Below are 15,769 nucleotides of genomic sequence, written 5' to 3'. Positions count from 1 at the left end.
ACCATCCAAGGTTTGAACAAAACGGGTCAAGAAATTGGAGAGTCTAGATGCGCTAGCTCCTCTTCATGTTGATCCATCTCATCGTTTACGTCTTTTTCCATTTCTTTCAAAAGCAAGTACGTTTCAATGCTTCCTGTTTTGGAGAAAAACTTCCAGGTAAAATCTAGCATAAGAATCCACCTTTCTCAATAAGCGTAGCCTATAAACCAATTTCCTTTGTTGTTATTAAATTGACCCATTTTGTCCATTTTCATGTGAGAAAAATTTTTCCTAATTTATCAAAGTTCATAAAAACCAATAATCAGTGGATGAACCAACCATCCACTGATTACAGCTTGACTCTATTTTAGTACTCATCCTCGCGGAAACCTAGGTCACGAAGCTGAGACATTTTATTACGCCAATCTTTTTGCACTTTTACCCATACTTCTAAAAATACTTTAGAACCAAGTAGCGCTTCAATATCAAAACGAGCTCGCTTACCAACTTCTTTTAACATTTTCCCTTGTTTTCCGATGATGATTCCTTTTTGTGATGCACGTTCAACAACAATCGTTGCATTTATATAAACTGCCCCGCCCTCACGCTTTTGAATCGCATCGATAACAACAGCCACAGAATGCGGCACTTCTTCACGTGTTAAATGTAGTACTTTCTCACGAATAAGCTCTGCAATAATAAATCTCTCCGGATGATCCGTTACTTGATTATCTGGATAGTATTGTGGTCCTTCTGGTAAATACTTTTTAATTGTTCCAATTAAAGCGTCCACATTATTACCGTCTAACGCAGAAATTGGTACAATCTCTGCAAACTCATGTAGTTTACGATATTGATCAATTAACTCTAGTAATTGCTCTGGATGAAGTTGGTCAATTTTATTAATTACTAAAAATACTGGTTGTTTCGTTTCTTTTAACTTCTCGATGATGAATTCTTCACCACGACCAAAGCCTTCGACAGCATTAACCATAAACAGAACGATATCAACTTCTTTTAATGTCGTTTGCGCCATCTTCACCATGAAGTCGCCTAGTTTATGTTTAGGTTTATGTATTCCTGGTGTATCAATGAAAATAACTTGTGCATCATTTTCTGTATATACACCTTGAATTTTATTACGAGTCGTTTGTGGCTTATCACTCATAATAGCAATTTTCTGGCCGATAATACGATTTAAAAATGTAGATTTCCCAACATTCGGTCTGCCAATAATAGAGACAAAACCTGATTTATAACCTTTTCTATTCATGTAAATCCTCCGCTAAAAATGCTCCTGGTAACAATTCTCCGACTGTCGTCTCTTGAACGTCACCATGTAAATTTGTTAAGTATACTTTCGTATCCTGTTTACATAATTCTACCATAACTTGTCGACATGCTCCACAAGGAGGTACTGGGCGCTTTGTATCTGCTACAACCGCAATGGCTACAAATTCTTTATCTCCTTCAGAAACCGCCTTAAATAAAGCTGTTCTTTCAGCACAATTACATAAGCCATATGATGCATTCTCAACATTACATCCACGATACACTTTTCCATCGCGCGTTAATAGTGCTGCACCTACTTGAAATTTAGAATATGGTACGTACGCTTGTTTACGCGCTTCGATTGCTTCTAGAATTAATTGTTTACTATTCATATTCCCGCATCCTTCCTGTTCACAGCTATGAAGAGATACACTCTCTCATTAAAGCCTCTTACGGCACTTCCAAAGCTTAATAAAAACTTCGGAATGCAACTATACCATATACGGTAAAAAGATAATAGCACCAATTATAACAGCTATAATTGCAAACAATAAAACCGCTCCTGCCGCAACATCCTTTGCAATTTTTGCAAATGGATGAATATCGGCAGTCGCTAAATCTACTGTTTTTTCCACAGCCGTATTTACCATTTCTAAACTCATTACACTCCCTATTACAATAAGTAATATCATCCACTCTGTTCTCGTAATATGGAAATAAAAGCCGCAGCATATAACAATGACTGCGGCTAAATAATGGATTTTCATATTTCGCTCATGACGAAAACAAAAGAATATACCAGCTATAGCATATCCAAAACTATCTATAAGTTTTCCTTTTTTCATCGTCCTAATCCAAAAGCTTCTAAAATTTCTTTTTGTCTTCCGAACATTTCTTTTTCATCTTCTTCTGTCATGTGATCATAACCAAGTAAATGTAAAAATCCATGTAATGCCAAAAATCCAAGTTCACGATCGAAAGAATGTCCGTACTCTTCAGCTTGCTCTTTCGCCCTTGGAATAGAGATAATAAGATCACCTAACATGCGTGGCATCTCTGCACCAACAATCTCCATTTCTCCTTCTCCCATTTCTTCCATCGCAAAGGATATTACATCTGTAGGTTGATCTTTATCTCGGTAATCACGATTAATTTCTCTAATGCGCTCATTATCTACAAATGTCACCGATACCTCCGCACCATCCTCGATATTTTCCATTTGAGCTGCTTTTTCTAACACTTCACGAATTAAACTCATATACGCTTCTTTTACTTCTTCTGTTTCATCAATAAAATCAATTAACAAACTCATTCTTTCTCCTTTTCTTCCGGAAGTTCCGGATATGTAATACGCGAATGGAAAATACCATTTAACGTTTCACACAACGTTTTTCCAACGATTTGTAGTTCCTTAAACGTCAAATCACATTCACTAAATTGACCGTCTTGTAGTCGATCTTTAATAATACTTTGCACCAAATTATTAATTTGTTCTGGCGTTGGATGATTCATAGAACGTACCGCAGCTTCTACACTATCAGCAATACCAACAATTGCCGACTCTTTCGAAGTTGCTTTTGAACCTGGATAACGGAACATCTCTTCTGTATATTTTTCTTTATCTTCTTTAATAGCTTTATAATAAAAATATTTCAGTAACGTTGTACCGTGATGTTGCCCAGCGATATCAATAATTTCTTGTGGAATATGATATTCTTCGAGCATTCTTACTCCATCCGTTACGTGAGCAATTATAATATCTTTACTCGTTACAGGATCTAATTTATCATGCGGGTTTTCAATTCCCATTTGGTTTTCAATAAAAAATTGCGGTTGTACTGTTTTTCCTACATCATGATAATATGCCCCTACACGCGCTAATACACCATTTGCCCCGACTGCTTCACAAGCAGCCTCAGAAAGATTCGCTACCATTACACTATGATGATATGTCCCTGGCGCTTCTAACAAAATTCTGCGTAAAAGCGGATGATTTGGACTTGATAGTTCCATAAGCTTCATGCTTGATACGATTCCAAGTCCACTTTCTAAATATGGTAAAATCCCCATAGCCAAAACGGATGATATAATCCCTGAAAGTGAAGCCATTAATAATTGCGTACCAATTTCAAGAGGCGAAAAATTCCCATTACGCAATAATAAGAGCGCCGCCAATACGACTACATTTAATACAGAAACGAGTATACCAGCTTGTAAAATCATTGTACGACGATTTTTTTCTCGCAAGAAAATACTAACCGATAATGAACTTAACAATACGTAAATCCCTACACTATAATTTAATGTACTCGTTACTCCTTCATTAAACATAATACTTCCGCATACAGAAAAAATCATACTCGTTAAAAAGACAAATCGATCACCAATCATTAGTTTTACAAGTATTGTTCCCATCGCAACTGGGACAACATATGCAATCCCCGCGTATTCAAGTTTTTGAAACAAACTAATGATTTTCATTAAGACGATTGTGATAGACAAAATTGTAATATACGCTAAAACATACGGTCTATCTTCTCTTTTTCTCTTTAAAAACAATTCAAATTGTTTATGCATAAAGTATAGTAACACACCAATGAGTACCGCTAATCCAACATAAGGTTGAAAGCCGTTCCCTTTTTCTAACAAACCAACTAATTTCAACTGATTATACACATCACTTGAAATTGTTTCACCTTCTCTAACAAGAACTTGTCCTTGAAGAATATAAACAGGTGGAACTAAATCTTCCTCTGCTTTTCTCTTCTCTTTCGTTAAGATCGGGTCATAAAAATAGTTTGCTGAAATTGCATATCTTCCTAGCGCCTTAATTGACTCTTTTAAACCATTATCAACATTAACACTATTCATCTCACTTACATATCGTTCTTTCGCATCTTTCAATTCGTCCATTTTAATATGCTCAGTCATGATACTATTAATCGCTGTGACCGCAGCATCTTTCGCTAATACTAATTGGCTCGAATCTGCATTAATCAAACTTAGTAAGTTTGAATCAGATAATTCTTTCGTTAAGTCAGCGGGTAGTTTCTTTTTTAACTTCTCCACTTTCTCAGCATCAGTCATCTTTTTTTGATCATCCGGTCCAACAGCTTTAATCTCTTGCACCACTTCATCCACTTTAGCAAAGACGTCATTCACAATATCAACTTTGTTTTGTTTATACTCACTTTTATATGTATATTGATCTTCAACTTTTGTAGCGGCTTCTTTTTTCTTTTTATCCGTTGTAACTTTATCTTCAATTTTTATAGGAGAATGGATTGTCTTTTTCGCAATAGAATACATATTAACATCTAATTGCTCTGGTTTTACATTATTCATAAGCGAAAAAAACAGCACTGCTCCTAATACAACGTAAGAAATCCAACTTAGTTTTTTCGAATGTTGTAAATTACGAAACCACTTAGAAATTTCTTGAGATCTTGACATGATTTCAATACCTTCTCCTCTCCAGAAATAAAGCGAAACTATTTATAGCTTTCATTTCTTCTACCAAACGATACTTTGAGGCAACATTTTATACACTAGTACCTATAGTTTATTTTCCTTATCTTTCATGATAGTAAAAAATATGACGTTCGCCAACCTTATCATACAAAAAGAAATGATCCTGACAAATAGGATCATTCCATTTTATCATATGCCTCAATAATACGTTGCACCAATGGATGTCTCACAACGTCCGTTTGTTCTAATGTAATAAATGACAGACCTGATACACCAGATAAAATATTAGCAGCTATAGATAGCCCTGATTTTACCCCTTTTGGCAAGTCTACTTGTGAAGGGTCCCCTGTAATAACCATTTTAGAACTAAAACCTAATCTTGTTAAAAACATTTTTATTTGAGCACCCGTTGTATTTTGAGCCTCATCTAAAATAACAAATGAATCATCAAGCGTACGCCCCCTCATATAAGCAAGTGGAGCTATTTCAATTACTCCTCGCTCCATCATACGCTGCGTATATTCTTGTCCAAGAATATCATGTAAAGCATCATATAACGGGCGTAAGTATGGATCTACCTTCTCTTTCAAATCCCCTGGTAAAAAACCTAAATTTTCTCCAGCTTCTACAGCAGGTCTTGTTAAAATAATTTTCTTTACATATCCTTGTTTTAAAGCCCTAACAGCCATTACTACAGCTAAATATGTTTTTCCAGTTCCTGCAGGCCCTATCCCAAAGACAATATCATTCTTCTTCATCGCATGAATATATCTTCTTTGCCCCATTGTTTTTACACGAATGGATTTACCTTTTGCAGTCTTGAAAATTTCTTCCTCATATAACTCTTCAAATTGAGCAATTTTCCCTTGTTGTGCAAGCTGAATCGCATACGCAACATCTCTCTCTGAAATTGATATACTTTTACGAATTACAACAAGTAATTGCTGTAAGATTTTTTCTACGAGTGCCACCGTTTCAACTGCCCCAGATACATGAACAGTTTCTCCTCTAGTTACGATCGATACATTCAGTTCTCGTTCAATTACTTTTAAATGCGCATCATTAACTCCAAAAAGAGCGATTGCTTCGTTAGCATTTTCCAATTGTTGGTTCATTTCTACTAATTGTTCTGCCATTACTCAGTCTCCTTGAATATCGGATTCGGATATTGGTTGTGGCTCTGCAATATTTTCAACCACAGTATAATGCAATGTGACTTTTAGTTGATCCGCCTCAACCTCTTTACTCAAAATCTTATCACTTACAATCATAGCATGTTCATCCAATTTTTTCTTTAGTTCTTTTTCGGCCATCTCCTTCGCTACTTTCAGCGCTTGCTTTTCTGTATATTCTCGATTCGCTTCTTCCTCTTCTCTCACAACATCTTTTTCATATGCAATCGGCAGTGTAAAACCAAATAATTTCACATCATGCTTTACACTTTCAGTACGAGAGCGTTTATACTTATCATGCTGAAATCCCCATATTTTTATTTTCGTATCCCCGAATTTAAGAAAATGTTCATTGTATACATTACCAGTATACACTTGGAATTGCGTCTTTAACGGGACATCCACCTTAGATGTATACCACGTTTCGCCATATACAATACCTTTCGCTGAAACAATCGTCGGACTTTCCTCATTACCATATATTCCCGATACGAGAATCTGTCCTTTTTCTACATGATCATTTTTCAGTACAACCGGCTTTCCAACTTCTACAAACGTTTTTGTAATAATCGCTTCTTTTTTTGCTACTAAATTTTGCGGCCTTTGTTCCTTTTCTTTCTTCGGTTCGTTTTTTTCAACAATTTTAAAATGATAAGTCGTTCCCCTTACTTCTAGTCCCGCCCAAGTAATGGCATTAATATTATCTGTCAAATAGCGTTGTACATCTTCTACATTCGGCATTTGAAATTGTAGTTTCCCTTTTTTAATACCCATTTTATCCAATTCTTTCATCAATATATATTCTGTTTCAGGTTTAGCTCCTGTAATTTCAATTTTCCAAACCATATTTGACATTGCAATCACACCAAAAAAGAAAATTAAAAAACCAATTAAAAATCCACTGTTTTTAATTAAACGTTTATTCCAAAAAGGAAAACCATAACGTCCAATAAAATATAATTTACATTCATTTTTTCTATAAATTGGTTTTATTTTTTTCACATCGCGTAACAACATACAAAAAACTAACGTTTCATCAGCTATCTTTTTAACATCCCAAACTAACAAATTCCTCCGTACACATTCATTAACAAATCGTTCCGCTCCTCTACCTTCAATTCGCACTTTTACATATCCAAGCCACTTTATAAACCATTTATTTTTCATTTACCACCTTCACTACCTTTCTAAAAGTAGATATACTACTTTTTATTTGAAGCATTAAAATAGCTCGTACTAAAATAAAACAGAGTAAAACTGTAATCAGTCTCTATCAACGGAACTTTTACAGGATAAAGAAGAAAAACTTCACAAATGGAAGTTTCACTTCAATCACCTTTTTTTTCATTTTCTAAAAATGTTACTTGCTCAATTATCCCCTCGAGTAAAAGCTCTTCTGGAAGAATCGTTTTAATAACAAAGGATTGTCCTTTAATTAATAATTGACCGTGTTTTAAAAGCAATCGCACTTCTTTATCTGAAAACACTAATAACCCCCGATGATTTTCTATATAAATATGTATTTGCCCAACAAGAGTAATCCGAGGTAGATCCATTAATACATCCACTGGTAAGTCTACTTGTTTTGTCAACCAATTTTTCATTTGTTCGAATTTCTTCATCTCGAAAGACCCCCTCTCATCCCATATATATGTATTTCTTCACAAGTGCCTATCGTGTTATAACGACTTCACTAACATAACTATATTCTGCAAGAGTTCATATCATGTTAATTAAAACAGTCGCTATATGAAATCATATTTGTCAGGACAATGATGGATCAGAGGATGTTACCTTTAATAATAGAAGTATTAATACAAGAATATGCGCCCCTACAGGATATCAGTACAAGTTACATTAAGAAATTGAGCCTAGCGAGAAGTGGGAAACTTGAAAAAACCTGTTACAATTCGTTCTGGACGTGACATACTGACCATAGAATAAGTAGTTGTCATTTATTGGACAACTGAGATAAAGTAAAACTATAATCAATCCTCACCAATCGGGCTACCCGTTAATGCGGGATAAAATCAAAAAAAAGAAAATTTCTTCACTCTGAATGTTACGTTGTAAGTAAGAATATTTTATAGATGGTTGTTATATGAATTTCAAAAAATATTAGGGTTCATTAAAAAATGAATTAATAAATGAGGAAATACGAAAGGAAATCGGCTTTGGTCAAGAAATTTTGAATGTTATAAAACAAGTTACCGACAGTAATATCCAGCCATTTTATGCAACTGATGCAAAATCTAAAATAGTTAGAATCTCTTTCGTTACCTTTGAGGATTATGCTGAAGAGCAAGCTATAAAACTTCAATCTGAGTTTCAGAAGGCTCGGTACTTAGCTTTTATTCGCGAAAGAAGTTTTAGTCAAGGAAGTAAGAATAGGTGTAGAATCGGAATTATACAAGGAAATAATAAATTGAAACTTTAACTAGAGGGGTTTCTATCACTTACAGAAACGCTTTTTAAGCAATATAGCGTTTCTCCTTAATAAGAACAATAAAAAAACGTCTCATACGAAATGAGACGTTTTTTTATGCTAATAGCTGGATAACCAGCTTATTCACAAGTGATCCGTCTGTTTTACCTTTTACTTTCGGCATAACAGCAGTCATCACCTTACCCATATCTGCTTTAGAAGTCGCACCAACTTCAGAAATAACTTGCTTGATTACATCAACTAGTTCTTCTTCAGTTAATTGCTCTGGCAAATATGCGCTTAAAATCTGAATTTCACTTTGCAGTTTATTAACAAGGTCTTCACGACCAGCTTTTTTAAATTCAAGGAGGGAGTCCTTATACTGTTTTACTTCACGAGCTAAAACTGTTATTTCCTCTTCTTCAGTAAGAGTATGTTGCAGTTTAATACCTTCATTTTGTAAAGCAGCCTTAACCATACGAATAACGGTTAATTTTTCTTTTTGTTTATTCTTCATCGCTTGTTTCATATCATCGTTTAAACGACCGAGAAGACTCATAACTTACACCCTCTCTTAGAATTTACGCTTTCTTGCCGCTTCAGATTTCTTCTTACGTTTTACACTTGGTTTTTCATAAAACTCGCGCTTTCTTGCTTCAGCAAGTGTACCAGTTTTAGAAACCGATCTTTTAAAACGGCGAAGTGCATCCTCCAAAGACTCGTTTTTACGAACGACTGTTTTTGACATTCTCTTTCCCTCCCTCCGAAACATCACACTTACATACTAACTTCAGCATGCAAAAAGAAACACTTCTTCAGCATGTCTTTTACGATTATAATACATTTTATCACTTCAGGTCAACTATTTGGCAGAATAAAAGAAGAATAGAAGCATTTCCTTTTCAAAAGTTATGCAAATAACTAGTATCCTTCACTGATGAAGACAGCTATATTTTTATCATTTCATCTTTTTTCATACAGGGATGCATGAAACGCCTCCCCACCTTCTATTACTTAACCGCTTCAAATAAAGAAAGCATGCAAACCGTTTCCGGTTGCACGCTCTTTTTATGCGCTAGCTGATTCTTTTTTCACATCATCTTCAAGAACACGAACAAATTGCGCTTCGTTATATGGATAACCAGCTTTCGTAATTTTCACTTTCACTAGCTTACCAATTAATTCTTCTGATCCTTCAAATACAATTTTCAAGTAGTTATCTGTATAACCTACATATAACCCTTCACGGTCGCCCTCTTTAAATTGCTCTTCCGGAATGATTTCAAGCACTTCACCTTCAAACGCTGATGCGTACTCTTTCGCTAATTGATTAGATAGCTCAATTAAACGATGAACACGATCGTTCTTCACATCTTCAGGAACTTGATCTTCCATGCGCGCTGCAGGTGTTCCTGTACGTTTTGAGTAAGGGAACACATGTAACTCAGAGAAGCGGTTCTCTTTAATGAAATTGTATGTTTCCATGAATTCTTCTTCTGTTTCACCTGGGAAACCAACGATTACGTCAGATGTAATCGCAAGGCCTGGTAACGCTTCTTTCAAACGATCTAAACGCTCTTGGAAGAATTCCATCGTATATTTACGACGCATACGTTTTAATACAGTATTAGAGCCAGATTGCAACGGAATATGCAAGTGGCGTACAACTACTTCAGATTTATCTAACACTTCAATTACTTCATCTGAAATTTGACTCGCTTCAATAGAAGAAATACGAAGACGTTTTAATCCGCCTACTTCCGCTTCCATATCACGAAGTAATCCAGCTAAGTTATAATCTTTTATGTCTTCGCCGTATCCACCTGTATGAATACCCGTTAATACGATTTCTTTATAGCCTGCATCCACTAATTGTTGCGCTTGTTTAATAACTTCTTTTCCATCACGAGAACGCATTAAACCGCGCGCCCAAGGAATGATACAGAATGTACAGAAGTTATTGCAACCCTCTTGTATTTTTAAAGACGCACGTGTACGATCCGTGAAATAAGGTACATCAAGTTCTTCGTACACACGTGTTTTCATAATATTGCGGACAGCATTAATTGGTTGACGCTCTTTACGGAATTCTTCGATGTAACCTAACATCTTTTCACGATCCTGTGTACCAACTACAATATCCACACCCGGGATCGCCATAATTTCAGCTGGAGATGTTTGTGCATAACATCCCGTTACACAAATAACTGCATCTGGATTTTGACGCACAGCACGTCTGATTACTTGACGGCTTTTTTTGTCCCCAGTATTCGTTACTGTACATGTGTTAATAACATATACATCAGCTTTCTTTTCATATTCTGTTCTTTCATAACCACCTTGTTTAAACAATTGCCAAATGGCTTCTGTTTCATAGTGGTTTACTTTACAACCTAACGTATGGAACGCAACAGTTGACATTGATCATCACCCCATCAATTCAAAATGATACGAAGCAGCACTTAACGCGTATAACGGCGCCGTTTCTGTTCTTAAAATTCTTGGCCCTAAACTACATGGTACAAATTTATGTTCACGAAGCGCTGTAATCTCTTCCTCAGCTAAACCGCCTTCTGGGCCAAATACAATCAATAGCTTTTGACCTGGTTTCATTGTCGTTAAAGCTTTCGCAAAATTAGATTTCTCGCCTTGTTTTGCTTCCTCTTCGTAAGCAACAAGACAAACATCATACTCACTACTCATTGAAAGCAATTGCTTAAATGATGCCGGAGCATGTACTTCTGGAATTTCACTTCTATGTGATTGTTCCGCAGCTTCTTTCACAATTTTTCTTAAACGCTCAACTTTTTTATCAGCTTTTTTCGCATCCCATTTTACGATAGAGCGAGATGCTTGAAATGGTAAGAATGCAGCTGCCCCAAGCTCAGTTCCTTTTTGAAAAATTAACTCTAGCTTGTCTCCTTTTGGCAGTCCACTTGCAATCGTCACGAAAACAGGAAGTTCACTTGACGCCTCTACCCATTCTACAATAGCCGTATTAATAAATTCACTGGTAATTTCATCAATTGAACATACTGCTGTTTTTCCATTTACACAGCAATAAATATGATCACCAGCTGACATACGCATCACTCTTGCGATATGATGTACGTCATCACCTACAATGCGAATACTTGTCTCATTTACATATTTCTCTTCTACAAAATAACGTTGCATATAATCACCTTAGTAGAGTTTCGTTCCTTTCGTAAGTCAACACTTACGAAAAGAACGAAACGTTATCATTTTTCATATAACAAACGGCAAGTCCCTCACCTTATAGTGAGAGACTCCCCTTTTCATTATAGACTAAAATCTATATTACGCATTTCGTGCAATAATTGCTACCCAATCTTCCATTCGTAACACTTCTTCAATTGTAAATCCAGCTTTTTCTAGCGCCTCAGAAATTACTTTTTCCTTCGCAGCAATAATGCCCGATGTAATAAATAATCCACCTGACTTCACAACTCTTGCTGCATCTTCAGGGAATAATAGAATAATTTCTGCTAATAAGTTAGCTACGATTAAATCAACAGGACCTTCAATACCTTCTAAAAGACTATTTTGTCCAACAGACACGATATCATCTGTTTTATTTAAACGTACATTCATTTCTGCACTTTCAACCGCAACCGGATCTAAATCATACGCTTGAACAGAAGACGCACCTAATTTTGCTGCTGCAATACTAAGTACACCAGAACCTGTTCCTACATCAATAATAGCGTCACCTGGCTGTACTGTTTTTTCTAAAGCACGGATACACATCGTTGTTGTTGGATGAGTTCCTGTACCAAACGCCATACCCGGGTCTAATTCAATGATTTTTTCATCAGGAGAAGATGGTGTATATTCTTCCCAAGTCGGTACGATTGTGAATGTATCAGAAATTTGTACTGGATGGTAATATTTTTTCCAAGCAGTAGCCCAATCTTCTTCATTGACTTCGTTAACGGTAATATTTCCAGTACCAATTTCGATGTCGTAAGATGGAAGCACATCAATAGATGATTTTACACCTGCAATCGTTTCATGTAAAGAATCGGTTTGCGGGAAATATGCTTTTATTAATACACCTTCCGCCGGATATTCATCTGGATTCAATGCATAAATTTCACCATATTGTTGCTCGCGCTCTTTCGTTAACTCCGCTGGATCCTCAATCGCAACTCCGCTAGCACCAGCTTCATGTAAAATATGAGAGACAGCTTCTACTGCTTCTTCTGTTGTATGAATACTAATTTCTGACCATTTCACAATTTACCAACTCCATTTTTTATTTCCATTATTCCCCTTTGAAAGCACGTTTAAGCTTTCCGAATAAACTATCATCCTGCTCTTCTTGTCCTGCAAATTCACGTAATAAATCTTTTTGCTGTGAAGTCAATTTCGTCGGTACAACAACACGAACGACTACATATTGATCTCCTTGACCGTATCCACGTACGTTCGGAGCACCTTTTCCTTTTAAGCGGAACTCTGTTCCAGTTTGTGTTCCTGCTGGGATTTTCAGCTTCACTTTACCATGAACAGTAGGGACTTCCACTTCAGCACCAAGTGCCATTTGTGCAAATGTTAATGGCATTTCGCAAATAATGTGGTCTCCTTCACGCTCGAAGAATTCATGATTTCTTACATGAACAACAACATATAAGTCTCCTGCTGGTCCGCCATTTACGCCGGCTTCACCTTTTCCAGACACACGAATTTGTTGACCGTTATCAATACCCGCTGGAATTTTAACATTAATTTTTTTACGTTTACGAACTTTACCTGAACCGTGACATGTCGTACATTTTTCTTTAATAATTTGTCCAGTTCCTGAACAATGACCACAAGCTTGACGGTTTACGATACGGCCAAACGGTGTGTTTTGTTCAACACTCACTTGACCAGAACCTGAACAATGTTTACATGTTTCTTTTGAAGTTCCTGGTTTTGCTCCACTGCCTTTACAAGTATCACATGGATCTTCTACTGGAATTTCCACATTTAATTCCTTACCAAAAATAGCTTCTTCAAAATCTAAAGTGACTTGATATTGTAAGTCAGCGCCTTGGCGCGGAGCATTTGGATCACGACGTCTGCCGCCGCCACCGCCAAAGAAAGAACTAAATATATCTTCAAAACCGAAGCCACCGCCGAAGTCTCCTCCGCCGCCAAATCCACCGAATCCTTGATTTGCACCAGCATGACCAAATTGATCGTACTGCGCACGCTTTTGATCATCACTTAACACTTCGTATGCTTCTTGTACTTCTTTAAACTTTTCAATTGCATTTTCTTCTTTGCTTACGTCTGGATGGTATTTTTTAGCCAAACGACGATACGCTTTTTTTATTTCATCTGTTGAAGCGCCCTTGCTAAGTCCAAGGACCTCATAATAGTCTCGTTTACTCATAAATTTACAACCCCCGAATCTTTCACATAAACGTAATTTTAACACCGAAAGAAAGTGCTTTGCAACAAAGTTTCCTCACTTACAGTATGCAAAGCGAAAAACTTAAGATCCTCACACATCGCTTCTCATTCGTGAAAAAAGCCAAAGTCAAGGCACGCTTGACTTTGACTTTTTGTCATCTTACTTATTATGTTTACAGTTGAATTACTTGTCTTCTTTTACTTCTTCAAACTCAGCGTCAACTACATTGTCTTTCTTCGCGCCAGCGTCTTGTGCACCTTGCGCACCTTCTGCTTGACCAGCAGCTGCTTGAGCTTGCTCGTATAATTTAACAGTTAATTGTTGTACGATTTCTTGTAAAGCATCTTTTTTCGCACGAATTTCTTCAAGCTCGTTTTTCTCAATTGCAGCTTGTAATGCTTCTTTCGCTTCTGTTGCTTTTGCAACTTCAGCTGCATCTACTTTACCTTCTAAATCTTTTACAACTTTGTCTGTTTGGAATACAAGTTGGTCAGCTTCATTACGAAGTTCAACTTCTTCCTTACGTTTTTGGTCAGCGTCAGCATTTGCTTCCGCTTCTTGTACCATACGTTCTACTTCTTCATCAGAAAGACCTGAAGAAGATTGGATTGTAATAGCTTGCTCTTTGCTTGTTCCTAAGTCTTTCGCACGTACGTTAACGATACCGTTCGCATCAATATCGAATGTTACTTCGATTTGTGGAATACCACGTGGTGCTGGTGGAAGGTCAGTTAATTGGAAACGACCTAACGTTTTGTTGTCAGCTGACATCGGACGCTCACCTTGTAATACGTGAATGTCTACTGCTGGTTGATTATCAGCAGCTGTCGAGAATACTTGTGACTTACTTGTTGGAATTGTAGTGTTACGCTCGATTAATTTCGTGAACACGCCACCCATAGTTTCAATACCTAAAGAAAGTGGAGTTACGTCTAATAATAGAACGCCTTCTACATCACCAGTAAGTACGCCACCTTGAACTGCAGCACCTAATGCTACAACTTCATCAGGGTTTACACCTTTATATGGCTCTTTACCAGTTTCACGTTTAATAGCTTCTTGTACAGCTGGGATACGAGTAGATCCACCAACAAGAATAACTTTATCTAATTCGCTTGGAGCAAAACCAGCGTCTTTTAATGCACGACGAGTTGGCTCTAATGTTCTTTCAACAAGACCTGCTGAAAGCTCTTCGAATTTCGCTCTTGTTAACGTTAATTCTAAGTGTAATGGACCAGCAGCTCCAGCACTAATGAATGGTAATGAAATTTGAGTTTGTGTTACACCAGAAAGATCTTTTTTCGCTTTTTCAGCTGCATCTTTCAAGCGTTGAAGCGCCATTTTATCTTGGCTTAAATCAATGTTATTTTCTTTTTTGAACTCAGCTACTAAGTGATCGATGATAACTTGGTCAAAGTCATCGCCACCAAGACGGTTGTCACCAGCAGTTGAAATAACTTCGAATGTGCCGTCTGCTAACTCAAGGATAGATACGTCAAATGTACCGCCACCTAAGTCATATACTAAGATTTTTTGTTCTTCGTCTTGTTTTTCTAAACCGTAAGCAAGTGCTGCTGCTGTTGGCTCGTTAATGATACGCTCAACTTCTAAACCAGCGATACGACCAGCATCTTTCGTTGCTTGACGCTCTGCATCGTTGAAGTATGCAGGTACTGTAATAACAGCTTTCGTTACTGTTTCACCTAAGTATGCTTCAGCAGAAGCTTTTAAGTTTTGTAAAATGATTGCAGAAATTTCTTGAGGTGTATAATCTTTACCTTCAACTTCTACTTTGTAGTCTGTACCCATATGACGTTTAACAGACATGATTGTATTTGGGTTTGTAATTGCTTGGCGCTTTGCAACTTCCCCAACTTGACGTTCTTCATTTTTGAAAGCTACAACAGAAGGTGTTGTACGGTTCCCTTCTGGATTTGGGATAACCTTTGGTTCTCCACCTTCCATAACAGCTACACAAGAGTTTGTTGTACCTAAGTCAATACCGATAATTTTACTCATGGCGAA

General features: G+C 36.7%; 16 protein-coding genes. All 16 read right to left on the bottom strand.

The genetic code is table 11. The features are described 5' to 3' along the window. Positions 1-26: 26 nt before the first annotated feature. The 16 genes from MKY38_RS00510 to dnaK all read right to left on the bottom strand — a co-directional run bounded on the left by MKY38_RS00510 (position 27) and on the right by dnaK (position 15,763). Entirely contained in the window at positions 27-170 is a 144-nt protein-coding gene (locus tag MKY38_RS00510; RefSeq protein ID WP_000883924.1) for a YqzL family protein, read from the bottom strand. Between the two features lie 176 nt (positions 171-346). Beyond that, positions 347-1,252, bottom strand: a complete 906-nt coding sequence (gene era / locus MKY38_RS00505) for a GTPase Era (protein ID WP_001080229.1) — start codon at positions 1,250-1,252, stop codon at positions 347-349. Continuing rightward, entirely contained in the window at positions 1,245-1,643 is a 399-nt protein-coding gene (locus tag MKY38_RS00500; protein ID WP_001086282.1) for a cytidine deaminase, read from the bottom strand. Before MKY38_RS00500 ends, era begins: the two co-directional genes overlap by 8 nt. A gap of 99 nt (positions 1,644-1,742) precedes the next feature. After that, entirely contained in the window at positions 1,743-2,096 is a 354-nt protein-coding gene (locus tag MKY38_RS00495; protein ID WP_000715469.1) for a diacylglycerol kinase family protein, read from the bottom strand. After that, positions 2,093-2,563, bottom strand: a complete 471-nt coding sequence (ybeY, locus tag MKY38_RS00490; RefSeq protein ID WP_000054679.1) for an rRNA maturation RNase YbeY — start codon at positions 2,561-2,563, stop codon at positions 2,093-2,095. The genes MKY38_RS00495 and ybeY overlap by 4 nt, the downstream gene beginning before the upstream one ends. Continuing rightward, the gene (locus MKY38_RS00485) at positions 2,560-4,704 is read right to left on the bottom strand and encodes an HD family phosphohydrolase (protein WP_341047799.1); all 2,145 of its coding nucleotides are present in this window, start codon (positions 4,702-4,704) and stop codon (positions 2,560-2,562) included. Before MKY38_RS00485 ends, ybeY begins: the two co-directional genes overlap by 4 nt. Positions 4,705-4,898: 194 nt before the next feature. Next, the gene (locus tag MKY38_RS00480) at positions 4,899-5,858 is read right to left on the bottom strand and encodes a PhoH family protein (protein WP_000840501.1); all 960 of its coding nucleotides are present in this window, start codon (positions 5,856-5,858) and stop codon (positions 4,899-4,901) included. Between the two features lie 3 nt (positions 5,859-5,861). Then, the gene (yqfD, locus tag MKY38_RS00475) at positions 5,862-7,061 is read right to left on the bottom strand and encodes a sporulation protein YqfD (protein WP_065222848.1); all 1,200 of its coding nucleotides are present in this window, start codon (positions 7,059-7,061) and stop codon (positions 5,862-5,864) included. 161 nt (positions 7,062-7,222) lie between these two features. Then, complete coding sequence (gene yqfC, locus MKY38_RS00470; RefSeq protein ID WP_065222847.1) at positions 7,223-7,516, bottom strand: sporulation protein YqfC; 294 nt, start codon at positions 7,514-7,516, stop codon at positions 7,223-7,225. A 918-nt stretch (positions 7,517-8,434) separates the two neighbouring features. Beyond that, positions 8,435-8,878 (bottom strand): GatB/YqeY domain-containing protein, encoded by a 444-nt coding sequence (locus MKY38_RS00465; RefSeq protein WP_000054562.1) that lies wholly within the window; start codon positions 8,876-8,878, stop codon positions 8,435-8,437. Positions 8,879-8,893: 15 nt separating this feature from the next. Continuing rightward, positions 8,894-9,067, bottom strand: a complete 174-nt coding sequence (rpsU, locus tag MKY38_RS00460) for a 30S ribosomal protein S21 (protein ID WP_000048061.1) — start codon at positions 9,065-9,067, stop codon at positions 8,894-8,896. A gap of 320 nt (positions 9,068-9,387) precedes the next feature. Continuing rightward, positions 9,388-10,740 carry a tRNA (N(6)-L-threonylcarbamoyladenosine(37)-C(2))-methylthiotransferase MtaB gene (mtaB, locus tag MKY38_RS00455; protein WP_000108680.1) on the bottom strand — a complete coding sequence of 451 codons (1,353 nt, stop codon included), beginning with the start codon at positions 10,738-10,740 and terminating at the stop codon, positions 9,388-9,390. 6 nt (positions 10,741-10,746) lie between these two features. After that, a complete protein-coding gene (locus MKY38_RS00450) occupies positions 10,747-11,496 on the bottom strand; it encodes a 16S rRNA (uracil(1498)-N(3))-methyltransferase (protein ID WP_065222846.1) in 750 nt (249 codons plus the stop codon). A 144-nt stretch (positions 11,497-11,640) separates the two neighbouring features. Then, positions 11,641-12,579 carry a 50S ribosomal protein L11 methyltransferase gene (prmA, locus tag MKY38_RS00445; RefSeq protein ID WP_000872097.1) on the bottom strand — a complete coding sequence of 313 codons (939 nt, stop codon included), beginning with the start codon at positions 12,577-12,579 and terminating at the stop codon, positions 11,641-11,643. A gap of 28 nt (positions 12,580-12,607) precedes the next feature. Next, positions 12,608-13,723, bottom strand: coding sequence for a chaperone protein DnaJ (gene dnaJ, locus MKY38_RS00440; RefSeq protein ID WP_000043946.1), 1,116 nt, complete (start codon positions 13,721-13,723; stop codon positions 12,608-12,610). 204 nt (positions 13,724-13,927) lie between these two features. Continuing rightward, positions 13,928-15,763, bottom strand: a complete 1,836-nt coding sequence (gene dnaK / locus MKY38_RS00435; RefSeq protein ID WP_000034700.1) for a chaperone protein DnaK — start codon at positions 15,761-15,763, stop codon at positions 13,928-13,930. Between the last annotated feature and the right edge of the window lie 6 nt (positions 15,764-15,769).

The organism is Bacillus sp. FSL R5-0585 (genome assembly GCF_038004545.1).
GTDB lineage: Bacteria > Bacillota > Bacilli > Bacillales > Bacillaceae_G > Bacillus_A > Bacillus_A cereus.
Note: the sequence above shows the minus strand (reverse complement) of the source record. Positions and strands in the feature narration are given on the sequence as shown.

Coding starts and splice junctions, on each gene's coding strand:
- yqfD (WP_065222848.1), bottom strand. CDS start 7,061: ATGAAAAATAAATGGTTTATAAAGTGGCTTGGATATGTAAAAGTGCGA.
- MKY38_RS00500 (WP_001086282.1), bottom strand. CDS start 1,643: ATGAATAGTAAACAATTAATTCTAGAAGCAATCGAAGCGCGTAAACAA.
- MKY38_RS00495 (WP_000715469.1), bottom strand. CDS start 2,096: ATGAAAAAAGGAAAACTTATAGATAGTTTTGGATATGCTATAGCTGGT.
- yqfC (WP_065222847.1), bottom strand. CDS start 7,516: ATGAAGAAATTCGAACAAATGAAAAATTGGTTGACAAAACAAGTAGAC.
- era (WP_001080229.1), bottom strand. CDS start 1,252: ATGAATAGAAAAGGTTATAAATCAGGTTTTGTCTCTATTATTGGCAGA.
- MKY38_RS00510 (WP_000883924.1), bottom strand. CDS start 170: ATGCTAGATTTTACCTGGAAGTTTTTCTCCAAAACAGGAAGCATTGAA.
- MKY38_RS00480 (WP_000840501.1), bottom strand. CDS start 5,858: ATGGCAGAACAATTAGTAGAAATGAACCAACAATTGGAAAATGCTAAC.
- ybeY (WP_000054679.1), bottom strand. CDS start 2,563: ATGAGTTTGTTAATTGATTTTATTGATGAAACAGAAGAAGTAAAAGAA.
- rpsU (WP_000048061.1), bottom strand. CDS start 9,067: ATGTCAAAAACAGTCGTTCGTAAAAACGAGTCTTTGGAGGATGCACTT.
- MKY38_RS00465 (WP_000054562.1), bottom strand. CDS start 8,878: ATGAGTCTTCTCGGTCGTTTAAACGATGATATGAAACAAGCGATGAAG.
- MKY38_RS00485 (WP_341047799.1), bottom strand. CDS start 4,704: ATGTCAAGATCTCAAGAAATTTCTAAGTGGTTTCGTAATTTACAACAT.
- dnaK (WP_000034700.1), bottom strand. CDS start 15,763: ATGAGTAAAATTATCGGTATTGACTTAGGTACAACAAACTCTTGTGTA.
- mtaB (WP_000108680.1), bottom strand. CDS start 10,740: ATGTCAACTGTTGCGTTCCATACGTTAGGTTGTAAAGTAAACCACTAT.
- MKY38_RS00450 (WP_065222846.1), bottom strand. CDS start 11,496: ATGCAACGTTATTTTGTAGAAGAGAAATATGTAAATGAGACAAGTATT.
- dnaJ (WP_000043946.1), bottom strand. CDS start 13,723: ATGAGTAAACGAGACTATTATGAGGTCCTTGGACTTAGCAAGGGCGCT.